At 63.3% G+C, this 21,838-nt stretch carries 21 protein-coding genes; 8 read left to right on the plus strand and 13 right to left on the minus strand.

Annotation, left to right across the window (positions count from 1 at the left end):
* Positions 1–21 precede the first annotated feature (21 nt).
* The 7 genes from NKI66_RS20295 to NKI66_RS20325 all read right to left on the minus strand — a co-directional run bounded on the left by NKI66_RS20295 (position 22) and on the right by NKI66_RS20325 (position 5,666).
* Positions 22–489, minus strand: a complete 468-nt coding sequence (locus NKI66_RS20295) for a GtrA family protein (protein WP_031213781.1) — start codon at positions 487–489, stop codon at positions 22–24.
* Positions 467–1,168 carry a class I SAM-dependent methyltransferase gene (locus tag NKI66_RS20300; RefSeq protein ID WP_023813884.1) on the minus strand — a complete coding sequence of 234 codons (702 nt, stop codon included), beginning with the start codon at positions 1,166–1,168 and terminating at the stop codon, positions 467–469. Before NKI66_RS20300 ends, NKI66_RS20295 begins: the two co-directional genes overlap by 23 nt.
* Complete coding sequence (locus tag NKI66_RS20305) at positions 1,161–2,150, minus strand: glycosyltransferase family 2 protein (RefSeq protein ID WP_196815360.1); 990 nt, start codon at positions 2,148–2,150, stop codon at positions 1,161–1,163. The genes NKI66_RS20300 and NKI66_RS20305 overlap by 8 nt, the downstream gene beginning before the upstream one ends.
* A gap of 80 nt (positions 2,151–2,230) precedes the next feature.
* Positions 2,231–3,730 carry a sensor histidine kinase gene (locus tag NKI66_RS20310; protein ID WP_352720408.1) on the minus strand — a complete coding sequence of 500 codons (1,500 nt, stop codon included), beginning with the start codon at positions 3,728–3,730 and terminating at the stop codon, positions 2,231–2,233.
* A complete protein-coding gene (locus NKI66_RS20315) occupies positions 3,727–4,401 on the minus strand; it encodes a response regulator transcription factor (protein WP_128305258.1) in 675 nt (224 codons plus the stop codon). Before NKI66_RS20315 ends, NKI66_RS20310 begins: the two co-directional genes overlap by 4 nt.
* 40 nt (positions 4,402–4,441) lie before the next feature.
* A complete protein-coding gene (locus NKI66_RS20320; protein ID WP_352441472.1) occupies positions 4,442–4,834 on the minus strand; it encodes a hypothetical protein in 393 nt (130 codons plus the stop codon).
* Positions 4,835–5,048: 214 nt separating this feature from the next.
* Entirely contained in the window at positions 5,049–5,666 is a 618-nt protein-coding gene (locus NKI66_RS20325; RefSeq protein ID WP_128305256.1) for an outer membrane protein, read from the minus strand.
* 461 nt (positions 5,667–6,127) lie between these two features.
* Between NKI66_RS20325 and NKI66_RS20330 the strand changes: the two genes are divergently transcribed.
* Positions 6,128–6,391 (plus strand): DUF6460 domain-containing protein, encoded by a 264-nt coding sequence (locus tag NKI66_RS20330; protein ID WP_352720411.1) that lies wholly within the window; start codon positions 6,128–6,130, stop codon positions 6,389–6,391.
* A 59-nt stretch (positions 6,392–6,450) separates the two neighbouring features.
* On the opposite strand, the gene NKI66_RS20335 is transcribed toward NKI66_RS20330, so the two are convergent.
* Complete coding sequence (locus tag NKI66_RS20335) at positions 6,451–7,353, minus strand: histone deacetylase family protein (RefSeq protein WP_352720413.1); 903 nt, start codon at positions 7,351–7,353, stop codon at positions 6,451–6,453.
* Between the two features lie 132 nt (positions 7,354–7,485).
* Here NKI66_RS20335 and NKI66_RS20340 point away from each other — a divergent pair, with 132 nt between their 5' ends.
* Together NKI66_RS20340 and NKI66_RS20345 are read left to right on the plus strand one after the other, a co-directional pair.
* A complete protein-coding gene (locus NKI66_RS20340) occupies positions 7,486–8,859 on the plus strand; it encodes an MATE family efflux transporter (protein ID WP_352720415.1) in 1,374 nt (457 codons plus the stop codon).
* 287 nt (positions 8,860–9,146) lie between these two features.
* A complete protein-coding gene (locus NKI66_RS20345; protein ID WP_023813889.1) occupies positions 9,147–9,320 on the plus strand; it encodes a hypothetical protein in 174 nt (57 codons plus the stop codon).
* A gap of 7 nt (positions 9,321–9,327) precedes the next feature.
* On the opposite strand, the gene NKI66_RS20350 is transcribed toward NKI66_RS20345, so the two are convergent.
* Both NKI66_RS20350 and NKI66_RS20355 read right to left on the minus strand, forming a co-directional pair.
* A complete protein-coding gene (locus tag NKI66_RS20350) occupies positions 9,328–10,404 on the minus strand; it encodes a quinone-dependent dihydroorotate dehydrogenase (protein WP_023813890.1) in 1,077 nt (358 codons plus the stop codon).
* Positions 10,401–10,751 carry a DUF952 domain-containing protein gene (locus NKI66_RS20355; protein ID WP_023813891.1) on the minus strand — a complete coding sequence of 117 codons (351 nt, stop codon included), beginning with the start codon at positions 10,749–10,751 and terminating at the stop codon, positions 10,401–10,403. The genes NKI66_RS20350 and NKI66_RS20355 overlap by 4 nt, the downstream gene beginning before the upstream one ends.
* Before the next feature lie 187 nt (positions 10,752–10,938).
* Here NKI66_RS20355 and NKI66_RS20360 point away from each other — a divergent pair, with 187 nt between their 5' ends.
* Together NKI66_RS20360 and NKI66_RS20365 are read left to right on the plus strand one after the other, a co-directional pair.
* Positions 10,939–11,367 (plus strand): hypothetical protein, encoded by a 429-nt coding sequence (locus tag NKI66_RS20360; protein WP_023813892.1) that lies wholly within the window; start codon positions 10,939–10,941, stop codon positions 11,365–11,367.
* A gap of 122 nt (positions 11,368–11,489) precedes the next feature.
* Positions 11,490–12,149, plus strand: a complete 660-nt coding sequence (locus NKI66_RS20365; RefSeq protein WP_023813893.1) for a response regulator transcription factor — start codon at positions 11,490–11,492, stop codon at positions 12,147–12,149.
* 32 nt (positions 12,150–12,181) lie between these two features.
* Here NKI66_RS20365 and NKI66_RS20370 read toward each other — a convergent pair whose 3' ends face one another.
* Positions 12,182–13,693, minus strand: a complete 1,512-nt coding sequence (locus NKI66_RS20370; RefSeq protein ID WP_023813894.1) for an MFS transporter — start codon at positions 13,691–13,693, stop codon at positions 12,182–12,184.
* Between the two features lie 146 nt (positions 13,694–13,839).
* Here NKI66_RS20370 and NKI66_RS20375 point away from each other — a divergent pair, with 146 nt between their 5' ends.
* Positions 13,840–14,748 carry a LysR family transcriptional regulator gene (locus NKI66_RS20375; protein WP_023813895.1) on the plus strand — a complete coding sequence of 303 codons (909 nt, stop codon included), beginning with the start codon at positions 13,840–13,842 and terminating at the stop codon, positions 14,746–14,748.
* 147 nt (positions 14,749–14,895) lie between these two features.
* Here NKI66_RS20375 and NKI66_RS20380 read toward each other — a convergent pair whose 3' ends face one another.
* A complete protein-coding gene (locus NKI66_RS20380) occupies positions 14,896–18,384 on the minus strand; it encodes a PAS domain-containing hybrid sensor histidine kinase/response regulator (RefSeq protein WP_023813896.1) in 3,489 nt (1,162 codons plus the stop codon).
* A gap of 264 nt (positions 18,385–18,648) precedes the next feature.
* Here NKI66_RS20380 and mscL point away from each other — a divergent pair, with 264 nt between their 5' ends.
* Positions 18,649–19,071, plus strand: coding sequence for a large conductance mechanosensitive channel protein MscL (gene mscL, locus NKI66_RS20385; protein ID WP_023813897.1), 423 nt, complete (start codon positions 18,649–18,651; stop codon positions 19,069–19,071).
* Between the two features lie 112 nt (positions 19,072–19,183).
* Positions 19,184–20,350, plus strand: coding sequence for a pyridoxal phosphate-dependent aminotransferase (locus NKI66_RS20390; protein ID WP_023813898.1), 1,167 nt, complete (start codon positions 19,184–19,186; stop codon positions 20,348–20,350).
* Between the two features lie 73 nt (positions 20,351–20,423).
* Here the strand turns inward: NKI66_RS20390 and hemA are convergent, their stop codons facing one another.
* On the minus strand, positions 20,424–21,701 hold the full coding sequence (gene hemA, locus NKI66_RS20395) for a 5-aminolevulinate synthase (protein ID WP_023813899.1): 1,278 nt from the start codon (positions 21,699–21,701) through the stop codon (positions 20,424–20,426).
* Between the last annotated feature and the right edge of the window lie 137 nt (positions 21,702–21,838).

Genomic DNA, 21,838 nt, shown 5'->3' on the forward strand with positions numbered 1-21,838 from the left:
CGGTTCCGGTGACAGTTGGGTTCAAGGTGTTGGATTGGCGGGGTGCTGCCGAGGCTTGTCGGCCACCCGAACTGTGCGGTCGGTGCTGTCGTCCCCGCGCCCCACAAACACGAAGCGAGCCGAGCCAAGATAGAAAACAACCGAATAGACGCAGATTCCCGCGAGGTGGACCAGCGGGTTTTCGACGATGCCTGCTGAACGGGCGGCGATCACGACGGCCAGATTGACGCTGTAGGCGACCAGAAAGACACCCCCGTAGCGCAGCGCGGTTCCGGGCTGGAAACCATCGGCTCTGCTGAAGGTCCATTGGCGGTTGAGGAAGAAGCCGAGGACAAGGCCGGCGGCATAACCCGTGGCGTTGGCAAGGATGTCGCCCAGACCCAGCGCAAGCCCGGCCAGGATGACAGCGTATCCCAGCGCCGTGTTCAACAGACCGACGGCGCCAAATCGCAGCATCCTCGGGAAGTCAAACGGCAGGCTTGACCACATGCGCAAAATATTGGGCTCCGACAGGTACCTTGGTGAGGAAGCGCTCGAACGGCCTCAGTCTCGCAAGCATCCGAGGAAAGAAAATCCGGTAGACGATCCTCGTATTGGCAAGGCCCGCCTCGGCCATGCGCCTGCGCATCTCGCGCGAATTTATCAAAACCGCGTTTTCATCGAAGGCACAGTTTCTCACCGCGTGCGTGGTCAGCGGGTTCCAGGGATTGTGTTCGAAGACGAAGAAGCTGCCGCCATCGGCCAGCACCCTGCCGATCTCGGCGAACAGTCCGATCTGCAGGTCCTCGGGAATATGGTGGAATACACAGGCCGCGAAGGCCAGGTCGAAGCTGCCGTCGGCAAAAGGAATTGTCTTGCCGTCGAAATGCGTGAAGGCGGCCTGGCCGGGAAAGCGCTTGCTGGCGATGTCGAGCGATTCCCGCGAAGGATCGAGCAAGGTGATCTCCGCGTCGGGAAACGCGTTGCGCATATGGCCGAGCGAATTGCCGACGCCGGCGCCGAAATCCAGTACTCGTCGGGGTTTGACACCGGCCCGCCGCAGCGTCGCGGCGACGTCGTCGATCTTGTACCTGGCGAAGAAATCCGGGTTTTCGCCGCTCAGCCTTATGCTTGCGGCATGCTGCTCCTGATATTCCCGCGCAAACTGGTCGAACTCCGCCTCAAGCACGTGCGGCCCTCTTTGCCATCTCCTGCAGGCGATGGACCGGCAATTCGCCGTCCTCCACCGCCTGGCTGCGCGAAACGATCTCGTTGACGAAGTAGAGCGGCCGCCGCTTTGTCTCCATGTACATGCGCCCGAGATACTCGCCGAAGATTCCGAGCACCATAAGCTGGACGCTGCCGAGGATCAGCACGATCGCGGCAAGGCTGGTCCAGCCGGGCAACACGTTTCCGACCGACCATTCGAACAGCGTGTAGCCGAGCACGACCAGCCCCAGAAGCCCGAACATCATTCCGAGCAGCGAAGCGAAGCGCAAGGGCACGATGGAGAAGCTGGTCATCGCGTCGACCGCCAGAAGAAGCATTTTCTTCAGCGGATAATGGGTGGTGCCGGCAAAGCGGCGGTGCCGCTCATAGGGGAAAGCCACCTGTTTCAGCCCGATCCAGCTAACCATGCCGCGAATGAACCTGTAACGTTCTGGCATCGCGTTCAGATGGTCGAGCGCACGACGGTTCATCAGCCGGAAATCACCGGTATTCGGGGCTATGTCGACGTCGACCATCCGGCGCAGCAAGCGATAGAACATGGACGCGGAGGCGAGCTTGAACCAGCTTTCGCCATCGCGCGTCAGCCTCTGGCCGTAGACCACATCGAAGCCTTCGTTCATCTTCGTCATCATCGCGCCGAGCAGTTCAGGTGGATCCTGCAGGTCGGCATCGAGAATGAGAATGCGCTGGCCGCGACAGAATTCGAGCCCGGCGCTCAACGCGATCTGGTGGCCGTAATTGCGGGCGAGGTCGATGGCGACGACATGTTCGTCCTTTTCGGCCAGTTGTAGAATGGCCTCGCGCGTACCGTCGGTCGCGCCATCGATGACAAGGACGATCTCGTAGGAAGGGCCTTGTTCAAGGCATGCGGCCGTTACCCGCCGGTGCAGTTCGGCCACGCCATCCAGCTCGTTGTAGCATGGGATGACCACCGACAGCATGACGCCGCGTCGCGCGGTGTTTCTCTCCGTCTCCACCAAAGCCTTGCTCCCGCTATTCGATTGGGAATAGCGGCAATTGGTTAGAAAACAGATAAGCCAATGGGATCGGCCGTGGCCGGCGGCCGGCCATCATTTCTGCCGCACGCGGCCACCGACCGAACCGGCAACTCCATGCGAATGCGGGCGCCTTGCCAGGAGCCCGCCAATATCCGGATGGAGCCGTCGTGCAGCAGTGCGATCTGCCGGGCAAGGTTCAATCCCAGACCGGCGCCGCGCGATTGCGGCTGCAGGCGGTAGAAGGGCTCGAAAACATTCTCGTGCTCATCGGCCGGAATGCCTGGGCCTTCGTCGCGGATTTCGACGCCGCCGGTTTCATAGATCGCTATGGTGATCGTGCCGGAACCGCCGCCATGATCGATGGCATTGCGCACGAGATTTGCCAGCGCCCGCTCGATCTGCGGCACGTTGATCTCGACATGGACCTTGTTGGCTGTCGGCTCGAAGGCAAGATCGTAGCCTGCTTCGATGGCGAGCGGGGCAAAGTCGGCCGCGACCCGGCTGACAAGATCGCAGAGGTCGATGATTTGGCGCTGGTCCGCCGGGCGGTCGAGCAACTGGTGGTCGAGCAGCTGTTGCGCAAGATGCGACAGGCGCTCGATGTCATGCAGCAGGCGCGCGCTTTGCGGTTCCTGCTTCAGCAATTCGGCGCGCGTGCGCAGGATGGCGATCGGCGTGCGCAGTTCGTGCGCGGCGTCGGTGAGGAAGCGATTGTGCCGGTCATAGCCCTGGGCGAGGCGCGCCAGCGTCTGGTTGAAAGCATGCACGAGCGGCGCGATCTCCTGCGGCACATTCTTGACCGGCAGTTGCATCGCACGGGTGCCGATGTCGATGCGCGCGGCCTGCTGGACGGTGTCGACAAGTCCGGCAAACGACCGGCGCACGACGGCTGGCGTCGTCACCAGGGTCGTGGCTCCCATGACGAGGACAATCGGCAACAGCAGGATGACGATGATGGCCACGAGAGCGGGAAGCGCCTTCTCCCAGTTCCTGCTGCCGTCCGGGTTCTTGGCGACGTCGATGCTGGCCGAAATGGTGACCTCGAGGCCCTCGGTCTCTTCCCGCGATGACCTTGTCGCGGCGATGATCTGAACCGTGCCGGCCTTGGTCGAAACCCTTTCGAGATAGGCCTCCGGCCTCAAATCATCTTCGGAAAATCCGATGGTGGCGTGATCGGCCTGGCCCAGCAGATCGCCAAAATTCCTGGTGTAGACATCGGGTATGCTGCCGAAGCGGATGCTCTGGCCGCTGTTGTCGCGGATGATGTACCAGACATTGGGGAAACCCTCACGAAACGAACGCAGCCCGTCGGTCTCATGGACGATCAATATGCCGTTGCCGTCACGATCGACGGCATCCTTGAGGGCGGCGACGGCAGCTTCGTTGTCGACAAGAAGCCGCGGATTGGCGATCCATAGCGCGGCCGCGCACAGCACGATGAAGACAAGGAGTGTCGCCGCCTGCAGCAGGATCATCCGCCGCACCAGCACCCATTGCAGCGATCGCGTGCGCGGCTTCTTCACGAGGCGGCCCGCAAGAGATAACCGAGGTTGCGGATCGCCCTGATCTCGATACCGGCAGCGACGTCGTCAAGCTTGCGACGCAGCCGCGAAATGTGCGCATCCAATGCATTGGAGCCGATCTCGTCGTCGAGAGCATAGACGGCTTCTTCCAGCGTCCCGCGCATAATCGTCCGGCCCGGCCTGCGGATGAGCGTTTCGAGCACCAGCCGTTCGCGCCGCGGCAGCTCCAGCGTCTGGTCCTCGACAAGCGCCTCGCGATGGCGAAAATCATAGGTGAGGCGGCCGACCACCGTCTGGTGGGCGCGCGTGGTGAACGAACGCCGGTGCAAGGCATTGAGCCTGGCAACCAGTTCCACCGTGGCGAACGGCTTGACCATGTAGTCGTCGGCGCCGGCATCGAGCCCCGCCACGCGATCGTCGAGCCCGCTGAGCGCCGTCAACGCGATCACCGGCACGTCCAGATGCAAGGCCCGCAGGCGCGGGATCAGGCTGAGGCCATCGCCGTCCGGCAGCCGGCGGTCCAGCACCACCGCGTCATGGTGGCCGAGCCGCGCCACGGCTTCGGCATCCGCCAGTGTCGCGGCATGGTCGACGATGATGTCCTGGCGCTCGAGCGCGGTCTTCAGCACCGAGGCCATTTCCGGCTCGTCCTCGATCAGCAGGATGCGCATGCGCACTCTCCGCCGCAGGCAGCCGGCACGCTGTGGCAATTCATTCGCATTCCAGCTTCGGTTGACGAAAATTGGTGATGAACCATCGGCCGCCCGAGGCGCGGGCATAGAACGTATAGAAGCATTCCTGGCGCTCGATATAGCCAGGCGTTTCGGTTTCTTCGTAGACGGTTCCGTGTTTTGTGTGGCGAACCTCGCCGCTGGAGGTCCCGGAAACCGCGTTGGTGGATATTGTCCGCCACTGATAGGCCCGCTCGCCCCGACCGAGATCAACGACGGCGGTCGGCGGCCCGTAGTCCAGAATGACGGATTCGACCGGTTGCCCGATGTAGTTCTTCATGATGTCGGAGGCGCATCCCGTCAGCACCAGCACGATTGCGACGAAGAACGCCTTGGAGATCCACACCAGATGGTTTGCGCTGCGTTTGGACATATCCGATTCCCGTCATCAAGGTTATCCGCGGCACCTAGGGTGTGAAGATTGCATCGACATTACGCAGGACCTGGCACACAAATGCGGTCTGCCGACACGCGTCGACGCCGGTGCGGATGGAGGCAAAGCAATTGCGCGGCCCCGTTGCATCCGGGCGCCGCGCAAGGTCGTTCGAGCAATATACAGACGGGTTCAACGGAACCCATGGCCTGCCCTAGAACCGGTAGTTGATGCCGGCCTTCAGTTCATGGCTGCCGATCGTCGCCTTGGATTTGCCCAGGGCGGACGTCGTTTCGACGCCTGGGGTGCGCACATAGTCATACTCGACCTTGGCCGAGAGGCCCCCGGCAAAACCCTGCTCGATGCCGCCGCCGACCAGATAGCCGAGTTTCCATCCGTCGGTGCTGCTTACCTTGTCGCCCTTGTCGAATTTGGTCATGGCGACGCCGCCGGTTCCAAACAGCAGCGTCTGGTCGAAGCTCAAGCCGGCCTTGGCCTTGGCGGCTCCGCGCCACTTTTCCTTGATCTTGCCGCCCCGGACGTCGTGCTCGGCGCCACCAAGATAGGAGCCCTCGATCTCGGCACCGAGAACCGCTGGACCCATCTGCTGGTTGTAGCCGGCCTGAACGCCGCCGCTGAGACCATTCCTGCCGGCAAACGGGTTCGGCATCCCGGTGAACGCCGTGCCGCCATGCACGCCGACATAGGCGCCGCTCCACTGGAACGCGGGGGGATCATTGTAGGTGGGCGAAAGGTCGGCGGCCATCGCCGGCCCTAGGAGGCATACGGCAAGGGCACTTGCCGTCAGGATGATCTTTGCTTGAGAGAACACTGCATTACTCCACACACGCGCGCATCCGGCAATCGATGCGCAGGTTAATTCCCGAAGAACTCGACCGTTGGGGCGGTCGGGCTCCGATTTGGCGTCTTTCAGGGATGGTTGCGCGGTCCTGGGACTGGCTTTCGCCAGCTGTGGTAGGGGGGTCAGAGCGCCCGCGCGGCCAATCACCTGAAAGACGCCGACCGTCTCGCAGGCGAAAATTGCGCGCACATTGCGGGAAGTCGAAAAATGACGATTTTTCGCTTTATTTTCAAGATATTAAAGCGGTTCTGTTTACGCAAATTTAACAGTCTGGCGCGGGTTTGGCCAGTTCAGCAGCACAATCTTGCCATGCAATCGCTCGGTGGAGGCCTTTGGCATCCCGCAACACTGCCGGCTTGAAGCGGGCAAGCCAAGTGCGTATGTCTGGGCCGAAGCCCTCGAGTCTGGGTACCTCAATCTGGAGACGGGCCTTGTCCGCATTGACGCGCTTCCTTGGCGACTCGCCGCTCAAGGTGATCCTGAAACTGCTGGTGGTGTCTTTCCTCGTCGGCCTGGTCATGAATGCCTTCGGCTGGTCGCCGATGGATGTGCTCTACTGCATCCGGAAGTTCTTCATGGACCTGTGGAATCTCGGCTTCCACGCCATCGACCGCTTCCTCGGCTATATCTTGCTGGGCGCGGCTATCGTCGTGCCGGCGTTCATCCTGTTAAGGCTCGCCAACTACCGGAAGTAGAGCATGATCCCGAAAAGTGGGAACCGGTTTTCCGACAAGACCGTGCTTGAAAAGGACTATCAGGCGTAGCCCGCGGCGACCTCGAACAGGATGGCGTGGCGCGCCGCGAGTGCGGGCACATCCGTTGAATAGCCACCTCCGATGACGCCGCACACCGGAACGCCCTGCGCGCGAAAATGGCTGATGACCATGTCGTCGCGGGCGCGCAGGCCGTCATCCGACAGCGACAGCCTGCCAAGCCGGTCCTCAGCATGGACGTCGACGCCGGCATTGTAGAACACGATGTCCCAATGGGCTTGGGCGGAGAGCTCCGGCAGGATGGCGGCGAGCCTCTTCATGTAAGCGACGTCACCCGTGCCGTCGGGCAGCGCGACATCGAGGTCGGAGGCGATCTTGCGCACGGGATAGTTGCGGTCGCCATGCATGGAAAAGGTGAACACGCGCGGATCATCGGCGAGAATATCCGCCGTGCCGTCGCCCTGGTGCACGTCGAGGTCGACGACCAGGATGTTTTGTGCCGCGGCTTCGGCGAGCAGGACCAATGCGGCGACGGCGACATCGTTGAAGGTGCAGAAGCCCGCGCCCTGCGCGCGCCGCGCATGATGGCTGCCGCCTGCGGTGTTGCAGGCGATACCGTGGCGCAAGGCCAGCCGCGCCGCCAGCACGGTGCCGCCGGTGGCAAGCTGCGCGCGCAGCGAGACGCGGGGTCCGATCGGAAAACCGATCTCGCGCTCGATCTTCTCGGCCACGCAGCAGTTGACGACCTGGTCGACATAGTCCGCCGCATGGGCAAGCTCCAGCCATGACGCCGGTGCCGGTTCGGCGGTGCTGAGCGCGTCGAAGCCGGCGAGGCCGCGCGTACGCAGCGCCTCCATCAGCAACGGATATTTGCTCATCGGAAAGCGATGGTTGACGGCGAAGCCGGCGTCGTAGTCGGGATGATGGACGATCTGCAGAGGCATGAAATCGTATCCGGCTGGCTCACGCCAGACCGGGATTTCGGTTGGCCGTCAAGGGATAGGTGATTGCGCGGTGGCCGGAAAATGGGGCACATCGACGGTTCTATCAAGCCGCAATCAGCAAGGCAGCAATCCTTGGACAAAGGTGCAACACCAGCCGACGCCGGATCCCCTATCCACGCGGGATCCCCGATTCACCCCGGATCATTTGTCGTCACCAACCGCTCCGTGCTCGCCATCGCCGTGCCGATGACGCTTGCCTATCTGACGACGCCGATGCTCGGCCTGGTCGACACGGCTGTCATCGGCCAGTTCGGCGATGCCGCCTTGCTTGGCGGCCTGGCGGCCGGCGCATTGATCTTCGACGTCGTCTTCACCTCTTTCAATTTCCTGCGCTCGGGCACCACTGGCCTTGTCGCACAGGCGTTTGGGCGTGGCGATGCCCTGGAGGAACAGGCGGTGTTCTGGCGCGCCGTGCTGATCGCGGTTATCGCCGGCATAGTGCTCGCTGCCCTTGCGCCGCTGGTCGCCATCGTCGGGCAAAAGTTCATGGGCGCCGAACCGCGCGTCAGCGAGGCGATGGGCGTCTACATCAGGATCAGGCTGCTCGCGGCACCGTTCTCGCTGATCAACTACGCCATCCTCGGCTATGTGCTGGGGCGCGGCGAGGGCGGGCTCGGGCTGATGCTGCAATTGGTACTGAACGGCATCAACATCGCGCTCTGCTTCCTGCTTGGGTTGGAACTTGGCTGGGGTGTCGCCGGCGTTGCCTGGGCGACCGTCACCGGTGAGTTCCTGGCCATGCTGCTCGGCTTGGCGATCGTCATCCGCCGGTTCCGGGCCGCCCCATCCTTGCCGCGTCACCGCCTGCTCGACATGGCCGCCTTCCTGCGCATGATGTCGCTCAACCGCGACATCATGATCCGCTCGTTCTCGCTGCTCGCCGCCTTCGCATTGTTCACCCGCCAGGGCGCGCAGTTCGGCACGGTGACGCTGGCCGCCAACGCCGTGCTGATGAACTTCTTCCTCGTCGCCGGCTATTTCCTCGATGGCTTTGCCACCGCCGCCGAACAGCTGGCGGGCCGTGCCGTCGGCGCACGTGCCGCCGCACCGTTCCGCCAGGCCGTGCGGCTGACGCTGTTCTGGGGTTTCGGACTGGCGGGAGCCGCGACGCTGGTAATGCTGTCTGGGGGCGCCAATCTGGTCGCTCTCGTGACGACATCGGAGGACGTCCGTTCGGTGGCCGACATCTACCTGCCGTGGGCGGCATTCACGGCGCTGAGCGGTGTGCTGGCGTTCCAGATGGATGGCGTCTTCATCGGCGCGACCTGGTCCCGCGACATGCGCAACATGATGCTGCTGTCGTTCCTGGTTTTCGCGGCCGCGCTGCTGACCCTTGCGCCCGCCTTCGGCAACAATGGACTGTGGGCGGCGCTGCACGTCTTCCTGCTGGTGCGAGGCTTCAGCCTGCTGACGATCCTGCGGCTCAGGGTACGGACGGCGTTTTAGACGATGTCCCCCGGAAGGCCCTGCGCCGTCCAGGCACCGAACGACACCTGTTCGCGATAGGAATTTTTTCTTGACTCGGTGACCTCAGCTATGGTACATATTTGTTTATGGTGCTGATTTGCGCCAGTGACCCGCCGCACAGGCGGGTTTTTCGTTTGATGCTCCGTCAGCCAACGCCCCGGCGAGACTCCGAAGGAACCCGGTGCCAATGCTGTGCGGTCGGATGCACTTGCACTTCCAGTCGATTTCCAACAGACTTGATGCACCAATTGTTCCAGGGCGAGCTTATGCGAAGCTACCTGCCATATGTCTTGGGCGCGGCGCTGGGATTGCTCGCTGCGTTCATTCTCTCCGCGGTTTCTGGCATCGGCGGAACCGCGCAGTTGCTTCTCTTCGGCGTGTTGCCTGCCATCGGCGGCACCATCTGCGAGCGGGCCGTCAGTCGCAATCTACGCTCCTGAGAGCGGTTCAGAGTTGCCTGGACGCCCACAAGTCGAGGCGGCTGTCGCGCAACTCGCAAATCGACTTCAACCGTTCCTTTTCGACGAAACGGATCATTCCGGAAAGAACGCGGGCTGGTAGCGAGGGCCCGGCATAGATCATGCCGGTGTAGAGCTGCACCAGATCAGCGCCCGCACGGATCTTGTCCAGCGCCGTATCGGCGGAATCGACGCCGCCGACGCCGATGATGGCAAGCTCCGGCCCGAGTAATTTGCGCATCTTCGCCAGCACGATGGTCGAACGCTCGAAGAGCGGCTTGCCGGAGAGTCCCCCGGTCTCGCGCGCGGTGTCGCCGCTACGCAGCGGCGGTCGGGAGATGGTGGTGTTGGAGACGATGACGCCGTCGATCCGCTTCTCGGTGACCTCGGCGGCGATGTCCTCCAGTTCGGCCTCGACCAGATCCGGCGCGATCTTCAGGAACACCGGCGGCTGCGCCGTTCCCGTGGCGCGCGCGGCCATGACCCGCGACAAGAGCTCGCCGAGCTGCTCGCGCGCTTGCATGTTGCGCAGGCCCGGCGTGTTGGGCGAGGAGATGTTGACGGTGAGATAGCTGGCGTATTGCGCAAACTGGGCGACACCGCGCTCATAGTCACTGACGCGGTCGCTGCTGTCCTTGTTGGCGCCGATGTTGACGCCGACGATGCCGGAGCGGCCCTTACGCGCGGCAAGGCGCTTTTCGGCCGCTGCATGGCCTTCATTGTTGAAGCCCAGCCGGTTGATCACCGCATCGTCGGCCGTCAGCCGGAAGATACGCGGCTTCGGGTTGCCGACCTGCGGCAGCGGCGTGATCGTGCCGACCTCGGCGAAACCGAAGCCGAGGCCAAGCAGCGCGTCGGGCACCTCGGCGTTCTTGTCATAGCCGGCCGCCATGCCGAGCGGATTGGGGAAATCGAGGCCGCAGACGCTGACCTTCAGCCTGTCGTCGCGGACCGCCGGCGCACCAACCGGAACGCCGCATCGCAAGGCGGCGATTGACAGGCCATGCGCCGTTTCCGGATCGAAGGCGAACAGCAGCTTCTGGCCGAGCCGGTCGAGCACGCTCATTGCCCCTCCAGTGCCGGGAACTGGTGCACACCATCGGCGCCAAGCGGCAGTGGTCGGACCCACAGCACTGCTTTCAGGTCCAGAACGTCGTAGAGATGCGGAAACAGTTCGCCGCCGCGCGAGACCTCGTATCTCAGCGCAGTGCCCAGGCCGGCGCCGTCGACGGCGACCAGCAAAAGGTCTGTCTGGCCGGCAAAGTGCTTTGTCGCCGTTTCCCTGACCTGTGCTGCCGTGGAGAAGTGGATGAAGCCGTCGGCGACATCGATCGGCGCGCCGGTGAAGCGGCCATGCGTTTCGGCCTCGCGCCATGGCGCTTGCGGGGTTATCTTGTAGATAATCTGAGACATGGTTGCGCTATAGAGCAGTTCCAGGAAAAGTGTGAAACGGTTTTCCCGGGGAAAGCGCATAGCGCTTTCCCTTGGGAATTGCGTCAAGAAGATTCCGAACCAGCCATTCGGGAAAGGCCATGCCAAGGGTCTTCCCCATTTCCGGCGCAAACATGCGATATCTGAGGCCTTGGCCATGGAGGACAACATGCGTCTGCAGCACATCTTGATCCCCGCCGCGCTCGTTTCGCTGATCGCGGCTTCAGCTTACTCGGAAGAAACCGACCGCTACCGGCTGGAAAAGTCCGATAACGGCTTTGTCCGTATCGATACGCAGACCGGCGCCATGTCGATTTGCGAGGAGCGTTCGGGCCAGCTCGTCTGCAAGATGGCGGCCGACGAACGCGCTGCTTTCCAGGACGAGGTCGACCGCCTGCAAACCTCGATGAAGGCGATGGACGAGCGCGTCACCAAGCTCGAGAATTCGCTCTCCGCCCGCCTCGAATCGAAACTGCCGAGCGAGGAGGATTTCAACAAGACGATGGGCTACATGGAGCGCTTCCTTCGCGGCTTCATGGGCATCGTCAGGGATATGGACAAGGACAACGGCGCCCAGCCCAATTCGCAGAAGACCTGAGCGCTTCAACCAAGGGAAAACGCGGGGCGCTGGCTTTGCCGCTTGAAAACAGCGCGCCGCCCCGCATAATCGCCCACTGATCCCGAAAAAGCTAAACCCATAGGGGATTCGGGGAGGGACATTTGCCGGCAGGCTATTCTTTCGTCATCGCCGACGATCACCCGCTGTTTCGCGGTGCGCTGCGCGAAGCGCTCGCCGGCATCGGCAACGTCGCCGCCATCCACGAAGCCGGCGATTTCGAGAGCGCCAAGGCGCTGGTCGTGGCCAACGAGGACGTCGATCTGGTGCTGCTCGACCTGTCGATGCCGGGCGCCAGCGGGCTCTCCGGCCTGGTCTCGCTGCGCGGCATCCATCCGGCGGTGCCGCTGGTCGTGGTGTCGGCCCACGACGATCCGGCGACCATCAGGCGGGCGCTCGACCTCGGCGCTTCCGGCTTTATCTCCAAATCGGCCAGCATGGAAGAGATCCGCAGCGCCGTGCAATCGGTGCTTGCCGGCGACATCGCAGCACCAGCCGGCGTCGATCTCGGCATCGAGCGCGATCCCGAAATATCGGACCTTATCAAGCGGCTGCAGGCTTTGACGCCGCAGCAGACACGGGTGCTGGGCATGCTGGCCGAGGGCCTGCTCAACAAGCAGATCGCCTATGAACTCGGCGTATCGGAGGCCACCATCAAGGCGCATGTCTCCGCCATCCTGCAGAAGCTCGGCGTCGACAGCCGCACGCAGGCGGTGATCCTTCTGTCCAAGATCGGCAGCGACCCGCTGCAGCCGGCGGGTTGATCGCCAGGGCGCCTGTTCAATCAGAATAGTGTTCAATCAGAGCACTGAACCTCCGTCCGCCGCATCGGCCGGGCGTTGAAGCTTGCGAAACTGATGGCGGCCATGATCCAGACGCCGATCCCGCCATAGAGCATGACCCAGCCAAAGCCGTTGCGCAGCGCATCCTGGGCGACGGTCCCGGCGAGCCCGGAGATGGGATTTCCAGCAGCGATAGCTTCGGCGAGAAGACGCAATTGGGCAGCGTCGAGGTCGGGCAGCGCATGCCTCAGATGCGCCAGCACACCGCTGGCCAGGATGAAGCCCATCACCGCGATGTTTACCGCCAGCGAAACCATGCGGGCGCTCATGTCGATGCCGGAGGCCATGCCGGCGCGGTCGCTCGAAACGGAACCCGTCGTCGTGTTGGTGACAGGTGTGTTGGTTATTCCCAGACCCATCCCCGCGATCAGGCAGCCGGGCAGCATCGTCAGCCAATCCGGCTGCGCGGCGGCGCTGCCGAACTTCATCAGGATGAACCCGACGCCGATGATGACGAGGCCCGCCGGAATGATGATGCCGGGCCGATAACGCAGCGAAAAGCGCTCTGCCAAGGGCGGCAGCACAAGCGTCGGCAGCGTGTAGGCAAGCAGGGCAAGGCCGGTGGAGACGGTGTCATAGCCGAGCCCGGCGTGGAACCAGATCGGCAGGTAGATCATGAAAGGCCAATAGCTGAGGTTCATCGCCGCCGAGCCGACGATGGCGCCGGAAAAGGGTCGGATCCGGAAGACCGAGAAGTCGAACATCGGCCGCTGGCTGACCTTCTCGGCAATGAGGAAGGCGATGAAGCTCACTATCGAGATGCCGAGGATCGCCAGCGCGGTTGGGCTGGAGAAACCCAGATCCGGCCCCTGGATGATGTAGAAGACGAGACAGAAGACCGACGGTGACAGCGTCAGGATGCCCGCTATGTCGAGCTTGCCCGCCTGCGGGTCCTTCGATTCGTGGACGCCCATCAGAGCGAGGGCGAATGCCAGCGCAGCAACCGGCACGTGGACAAGAAATACCCATTGCCAGCTCGAGACCGCGACGATGCCGCCGCCGATGATGGGGCCGAAGCCGAGGCCGATGCCGAAGATGACGCCCCACCAGCCCCATGCGACGGCGCGTTCGCGCCCTTCCCGGAATTCATGAGACAGCACGGCAAGCTGGCAGATCAGCATCGCACCGCCGCTCAGGCCCTGCAGAAACCGGGCGACAATGAGCGTGGAGACGCTTTCGGCGACGCCGCAAATCAGTGATGTCAGGCCGAAGGCGGCGATGGCGACCAGAAAGACACGCTTGCGCCCGTAACGATCGGCGATCGTGCCGACCGCCATCAGCACCGTCGTGACCGCGATCGTATAGGCGTTCATCACCCATTGCAGTTGCTTGAAGTCGGCATGCAGCACCTGCTCCAGTGTCGGCAGGATCGTGGGAACGCTTGAAATCTCCAGACCGAACATCAGGCACGCCAGGCAGGCGGCAAACAGAACGATGATGCCGCGGCGGGTCAGGGCAGTGGGCATGGTTCAACCTTTCGAACGTATTTGTCGGCAATCGGCGAATCCATTGCAGCTCGCCCGGCGCGCGTATGGCCCATGGTAGGCGAGGCTTGATCATTTTAGAATTGCATGGTTGGCTATTTCAGAGACAACAAGTGCGGATAGCTGACATGACGCTGGACGTAGACGCTGTGAAAACATTCGTCGCCATCGCCGATCTTCAGAGCTTTACGCGGGCGGCCGAGGCTCTTGGCAGCACGCAAGGAGCAATCAGCGTGAAGCTGAAGCGGCTGGAAGAGCGCGTCGGCCAGAAATTGATCGAGCGCACGCCTCGGCTGGTGCGCTTGTCGGCGCAGGGCGCGGTGTTTCTCCAGCCCGCACGCGACTTCCTCGCGGCACACGATCGCGCCATTGCCAGCCTGTCTTCGGTGCGCCGCCGCTTCACACTGGGCATCGCCACCCATGTCGGAGGCGCGGAAGTCCCGACATTGCTGGCGCGGCTCAACGCGCATGACCCGGCGCTCACCATCGAAGTGCGGCTCGATGATTCACACGACCTGCTGGACGCTTTCGATCGCGGTGAGATCGACGCGGCGATCATCCGCCGGGAGGACGACCGGCGCGATGGTGAAGTGCTGGCGCCCGAACATTTCGGCTGGTACGCCGCGCCCGACTTCATCCACCGGGCCGACGAGCCGCTGCGCCTGGCGGCATCCTCGCCATCCTGCGGTATCCGCAACATCACGACCCGCGCGCTCGACGCTGTCGGAATACCGTGGACGGAGGTGTTCCTCGGCTGCGGCTCCTTCGCCGTCGCGGAGGCCGTCTCGGCCGGCCTCGCAGCCTCGGTATTTTCCTGCCGGCTTGCCCCATCCGGCACCATCGAGGTCAGCCGGAAATTCGGGCTTCCGGCGCTGCCGCCTTCCGAGATCGTGCTGCTTTCGACGCTGACGGACGCCAAGTCCCGCGAGGCGCTGAGGACGCTTGCAATGGCCTTTCGCGAGCATCGTCCGCCTGTGGCGGGCAATGCCGGACGGCCCCGGTTCCGCAGTTCCCAGATGGTCGACGGCCTGGCCTAGAGCAATTCTAGGAAAAGTGTGAAGCGGTTTTCCGTCTAGAATTGCGTTAAAACAAAGAGTTAGAGCAGAACGCCGTTTCCGTGAAACGGTGAAATGCTCTAGGACGCCACCCTCGGACACCAGGGCTGAGACCGGGCGCCTTTGATGCTATTCGGCCGCCGGTGCCAGCGGCCTGACCCTGGCCATCATCGAGCGCAGTACCGCTGGTTTGAGCGGTTTGTTGATCACCGCAATCTCGAGCCCGCCGGCGGCCGTGCGCACCTCGTTGGAGCGGTCGGCTGTGACCAGCACGGCCGGCAGGTTGTCGCCATGGATCGCGCGCAGCCTGACGACGAGTTCGAGACCGGTTTCGCCGTCGAGATGGTAGTCGGCAAGAACGATGTCCGGGCGGTGTATCTTCGCGGTCTCCAGATCCTTTGAACCGGCCACGGTGTCGACGTTGCAACCCCAGCCTTCGAGCAGGAGCCGCATGCCTTCGAGGATGCGGGCGTCGTTGTCGATGCACAGCACGTGCAGCCCGGCCAGCGAAGCCGTCGCGCGGGCAGGAGCCCTGGTTTCGATCTCGCGCCGCGGCTCCTGCACGGCCGCCACGGGCAGGATGACGGAGAAGCGCGTGCCCTTGCCAGGGGTGGAAAAGATCCGGATCTCCAGGCGCAGCACCCGGGCGATGCGGTCGACGATGGAGAGGCCGAGACCGAGGCCTTCGGCCTCGCGCGCGCCCTCGTCGAGCCGGGTGAATTCGCGAAAGACGGTGTTCAGCTTGTCGCCGGCGATGCCGATGCCGGTGTCGATCACTTGGATCTCGGCCAGTTCGCCGCGCCGCCTGACGCCAACCAGCACGCGGCCGTGGCGCGTGTATTTGATGGCGTTGGAAACGAGGTTCTGGATCAGGCGGCGCAGCAGATTGCGATCCGTCGTCACTGTCAGCGATGACGGCATGATGGTCAGCGCGAGCTTCTTTTCGGCGGCGAGCGGCCGGAAGTCGTTGCCGATCTGGCGCAGCAATCCGTCGAGGTTGAAGGCGGTATCGTCCGGCTTCATTGCGCCGGCATCGAGGCGGGAGATGTCGAGCACGGCGCCGAGAATCGTCTCGACCGATTCCAGCGAGGATTCGATGTTGACGGCCGCCTTGCCGGCAGGCCCCTTGCCGGCCTTCTCGATCAGCGAGGAGCAATAGAGCCGGGCGGCGTTCAGCGGCTGCAGGATGTCGTGGCCGGCGGCGGCGAGGAAGCGCGTCTTGCCGAGATTGGCCTCCTCGGCCAGCATCTGCGCCTGCGCCAGCTCCTCATTGACCCGGGTCAGTTCGATGGTGCGGGTCTTGACGCGCTGTTCCAGCGATTCATTGGCACGCTTCAGCGCCAGATCCTGTTCCACGCGCCCGGAAATGTCGGCATAGGTGGCGACGATGCCGCCGTCCGGCATCGGGTTGGAGCGCAGTTCCAGGATGCGGCCCGAGGTTTTCAGCTCCATCTGCCATGGGCTGACGAAACTGGTCAGCCGGTTGAGCATGGCCACACGCTGATCGGCGGGGATGTCGCCGCGTTCGGCGAGATGGCGCAGGATGCGGTCGAGCGAGACGCCGACCTGGCCCATCTCGTCGGGCAGGTCGAACAACGCCCGATATTGGCGGTTCCAGCAGATCAGGCGGAAATCGCGATCGAAGACGGTGATGCCCTGTTCCATCTGGTCGAGCGCGATCTGCAACAGGTCGCGGTTGTGCTGCAGCGCCTCGGTGGCGTCGTCGAGCAAGCGGAAAGCATCCCTGGATTCGCGGTCGTGGCGGCGAAACAGCAGCGACAGGATCAGGCGTGCCGAGGAGGAGCCGACGGCGCTGGCCAGCAATTGCTCGGAAAAGCGGATGACGTCCATGCTCGCCTGCTCGTTGCCGTGCAGCGAGGCTCCGTTGGTCTTTTCGAACGACTGGAAAGAGCGCTCGGTGCGCTCGACGCCGAGATAGCGCCCGATCGTATCCTTGAGGTCGTTGACGGTGATGGCGGTGCGGAAGCGGCGCAGGCTGGGCATCGGGCCGGCATCGCGCGGCACGAAGATCGACGCCTGGATGCGCTCCAGCGGCACCGACGCGCGCGAGAGCGAGCCCAGCACGAAGAACACCGCGTTGATCGACAGGCTCCACAGCACGCCGTGGTTCAGCGGTTCGGCGACGGTGCCGAACAGGGCCTGTGGCCGCAGCGCCTCGAAGCCGAACAGCCCGTGCACGATGATGCCGGTATCGGGTGCCGCAAGCGACGGAAACAGCAGCGTGTAACCCCAGACGAGGATGCCGGCGACCATGCCAAGTGCCGCACCCCGACCATTGGCGCCGCGCCAGATCAGCCCGCCGATCAGCGCCGGCGCGAACTGGGCGATGGCCGCGAACGACATCAGGCCGATCGACGACAGCCGCGCGCTGTCGGTGCTCTCGCGATAATAAAGGAAGGCGATGAACAAGAGGATGAAGATCGCCCCGCGCCGCACATTGAGGATGAGCGTCGACCAGTCCTCGGTCTCGGAGGTCGAGGTCTTGAGCAGACGGCGCACGAACAATGGAATGACGAGGTCGTTGGAGATCATGATCGACAGCGCCACGCTTTCGACGATCACCATCGCCGTCGCCGCCGACAGGCCGCCGATGAAAGCCGCCATCGCCAGCACATCATGACCGCTGAACAGGGGCAGCGACAGCACGTAGAGATCGCTGCTGGTCCCGGTGCCGACCAGCGAAAGGCCGGCGAAGGCGATCGGCAGTACGAACAGGTTGATCGCCACGAGGTAGAGCGGAAACACCCATGTCGCGGTGCGCAGTTCGGCCTCGCCGCGGTTCTCGACGATGGTGACGTAGAACTGCCGCGGCAGCATGATGATGGCAAAACCGCTGAGGCACGTCAGCACCAGCCAGGTGGCGAGCGAGGTGTTGTAGCTCATCGCCTGTCGGACCTGCGCGTTCTCAGCGAGCTTGTCGAACATGTCGCCCGGGCCGCCGAAGATCAGGAAGGTGACCATCAGGCCGATCGCCAGGAAGGCGGCGAGCTTGACCACGGTTTCGACCGCCACCGCCAGCACCAGCCCATCCTGGTGTTCGGTGGCGTCGGCGTGACGGGTTCCAAACAGCACCGCGAACAGCGCCAGGAGCATGGCGACGACCAGAGAGATGTCGCTGACGAAGGGATCGAACGAAGGCGGCGATCCCGTATAGTGCTCGACCATCAGGCTGACCGAACCGGAGATCGCCTTCAACTGCAGTGCGATATAGGGCACCGCGCCGATGGTGGCGATCAGCGTGGCGATCGCCGCGACGGTGAAACTCTTGCCGTAGCGCGCGCCGAGGAAATCCGCGATCGAGGTGATCTTCTCGGTCTTGGCCAGCCGCACGATGCGGTTGAGCAGCGGGAAGCCGAACACGAAGACGAGCACCGGGCCCGTATAGATGCCGAGGAATTCGAGGCCGCGTTCGGAAGAAAGACCGACCGAGCCGAAGAAAGTCCAGGACGTACAGTAGATCGCGAGGCTAAGCGCGTAGATGAAAGGCCGCCCCCGGCTCGGCTCGGAGATGGCCGAGCGGCGGTCGCCGATGCTGGCGATGGCAAACAGCAGCGTCACATAGGCGATCGCGATGATGACGATGAACAAGCCCTGCACGCTTGGACTTTCCTCCTCTGCCGTCTTTCTATCCGGCTTGCCCGGACGCAATCACAGCTTGGCGTCCGAGTCCATTGCGGCTTTGGAAGCATGATCGCGACCGCGATATTCAGACAGTACAAGCAAGGTGCCGTCAGGTAAGAAGAAAGCGGTTGTTTTCTCCCTTTTATCGATGTTGCAACCGGAGGTTTTTGTTATGTTGCCTCAGGTCGATGCCGCAAGGACGGAAACGGCAGCTTGGCCAGTCACGACAAGGAGGGTCGAATGCTGAAAGAATTCCAGGAATTCATTTCCAAGGGCAATGTGATGGACCTTGCGGTCGGCGTCATCATCGGCGCGGCCTTCGGCAAGATCGTCGATTCCCTTGTCAACGACATCATCATGCCGATCGTCGGTGCGATTTTCGGCGGATTGGACTTCAACAACTATTTCTTCGGATTGTCCTCAGCCGTCAACGCGACCTCGCTGGCCGATGCCAAGAAGCAGGGCGCGGTCTTTGCCTATGGCAGCTTCATCACCGTGGCGCTGAACTTCCTCATTCTCGCGTTCATCATCTTCCTGATGGTCAAGGCGGTGAACAACATGCGCAGGCGGCTTGAGCGCGAGAAGCCCGCTGCTCCGGCCGCTCCGCCGCCCGCCGATGTCGCTCTGCTCACCGAAATTCGCGATCTGCTCGCCAGGCGCTGACCACGGGCAGCATTTGCTGGACCAAAACCCCGGTCGTTCGCGGCCGGGGTTTTCTGTTTTCGCATCTGGTAAGGACCGCAGACGAAAACCGCAGACCAAAACGGACCCGCCCATGACCCTGATCGACAGCTTGCGCACCGAGGCCCGTGCGGCACCCGAAAGCGGCATTGTCGCCGTCGTCAACTACGGCCGCCTGCGCGAAGGCATGATTCCGCTCTGGGCCGGCGAGGGCGACCTGCCGACGCCGGCCTTCATCACTGATGCCGCGTCGAAGGCGCTGGCCGGCGGGGAGACATTCTACACCTGGCAAAGGGGCATCCCCGATCTCAGGCAGGCGCTCTCCCGCTACTATGCCAAGCATTTCGGCAAGACCTTCCCGGAGGAAGAATTCATCGTCACCGGCTCCGGCATGCATGCCATCCAGCTGGCGCTCGACGCGCTCGCCGGCGCGGGCGACGAGGTGGTTTATCTGTCGCCGGCCTGGCCGAATTTCGATGCTGCAGCAGCGATAGCGGGAGCCGTTCCGGTCGCGGTCACGCTCGATAATTCCGGCAATGGCTGGTCCTGCGACGTCGAGAAGATCGCGGCTTCGATTACGCCGCGCACAAAGGCGCTGTTCATCAACACGCCGTCGAATCCGACCGGCTGGACCGCCGATCATGAGACCTTGCAGGCCATCCTCGATCTGGCGCGCGCGAAAAACCTCTGGATCATCGCGGACGAGATCTATTCGCTTTTCCACTATGGCCACGGCCGCGCGCCGTCCTTCCTCGACATCGCGTCGGCGGAAGACCGCATCCTCTATGTCAACTCCTTCTCCAAGAACTGGGCGATGACCGGCTGGCGCGTCGGCTGGATCAAGACGCATCCGAGCTTGCAGCAGGTGTTCGAGAACCTGATCCAGTATTCGAACTCCGGCGTCGCCCAGTTCATGCAGCGCGGCGCGGCCGCCGCGCTTGACGGGGGCGATGCCTTCGTTGCCGAACAGGTGGAGCGGGCGCGCAAGGCGCGTGACCTTGTCTGCGGCATCCTCGGTGCCACGGATCGTGCTCGGTTCACCGTGCCGCAGGGCGCGTTCTATCTGTTTTTCACTGTCGACGGCATCACCGATTCACGCACCGCTGCCTTCGACATTGTCGACAAGGCCAATGTCGGCCTGGCGCCAGGCACCGCTTTCGGCCCCGGCGGCGAGGCGTTTTTGCGGTTGTGTTTCCACCGCCGCCTCGACCAGATCGAGGAAGCGGCGCACCGGCTGGCAAATTGGATGAAGGCTATTTGAGCCGCCGACGAAGCGCGGATTGAAAATCGCTCCGGCGAGCCAGATAGCCGCCGGAGCCGAGTTTCAAACGGCTTCAGCCGCCCGACTTGGGCACCAGCAGGGGAATGATGCGGTCGCTCTTGGCCACCGAAGGCCGCCCGGCGGAGCCATAGGGGATGCCGAGCGCATCCCAGGTCTCGACCAGCGCATCCTGCAATTCGGCAATCAGCGCATCGGAATGGAACGGCGTCGGCGTGATGCGCAGCCGCTCGGTGCCGCGCGGCACGGTCGGGTAGTTGATCGGCTGGATGTAGATGCCGTGCACGCCGAGCAGGCGGTCGCTGGCCATCTTGCAGGCCTCGGGATCGCCGACCAGGACCGGCACGATATGGGTCGGCGAGTCCATCACCGGCAGGCCGGCGGCCGACAGGATCTGCTTGGTTCGGCTCGCCTGCTGCTGCTGGGCGTCGCGCTCGGCCTGCGAGCGCTTGAGATGGCGGATCGACGCGGTCGCGGCGGCCGCGATCGCCGGCGGCAGTGCCGTGGTGAAGATGAAGCCCGGCGCATAGGAACGCACGGCGTCGATCACGGCGCTGGTGCCGGTGATGTAGCCGCCCAGCGTGCCGAATGCCTTGGCCAGCGTGCCTTCGATGATGTCGATGCGGTCGGCCAGGCCTTCGCGCTCGGTGATGCCGCCGCCGCGCGGCCCGTACATGCCGACGGCATGGACCTCGTCGATATAGGTCATGGCGTTGTAGCGCTCGGCGAGCTCGACGATCTCTCTGATCGGCGCGATGTCGCCATCCATCGAATAGACGCTTTCGAAGACGATCAGCTTGGCGCGTTCGCGCCCCGCCGCCTGCAAAAGGCTTTCCAGATGCGCCACGTCGTTGTGGCGGAAGATCTTCTTCTCGGCGCCGGAACGCCGCACGCCTTCGATCATCGAGGCGTGGTTCAATTCGTCCGAGATGATCAGGCAGTTGGGCAAAAGCTTCGCGATGGTCGAGATCGAGGCTTCGTTGGAGACGAAACCGGAGGTGAAGACCAGTGCCGCTTCCTTGTCGTGCAGGTCGGCAAGCTCCACCTCGAGCTCGACCAGCGGGTTCGAGGTGCCGGAAATGTTCCGGGTGCCGCCGGCGCCCGAACCCATCTTGCCTGCCGTGTTCTGGAAAGCGGCGATGACGTCGGGATGCTGGCCCATGCCGAGATAGTCGTTGGAGCACCAGACGGTGATTTCCTCGGCGCGGCCATTGGAACGCCAGATGGCGCGCGGGAACTTGCCCGCGATGCGCTCCAGGTCGGCGAAAACGCGGTAGCGACGCTCGGCATGGAGCTGGTCGATCGCTTCCTCGAAGAACCGCTGATAGTTCATGTCGACTTCCCAATTTTTGCGCGGGATCATAATCATTGGCCTGTTGGTCGTCCACCTGGCCTTTTTGGTCAAAATGCCACGCCCCGGACCTGTTCCTAACGACCACGGATCGTGGCCTATTCCCTTGATGTGGATCA

The organism is Mesorhizobium sp. M0518 (genome assembly GCF_040321125.1).
Classification (GTDB): domain Bacteria; phylum Pseudomonadota; class Alphaproteobacteria; order Rhizobiales; family Rhizobiaceae; genus Mesorhizobium.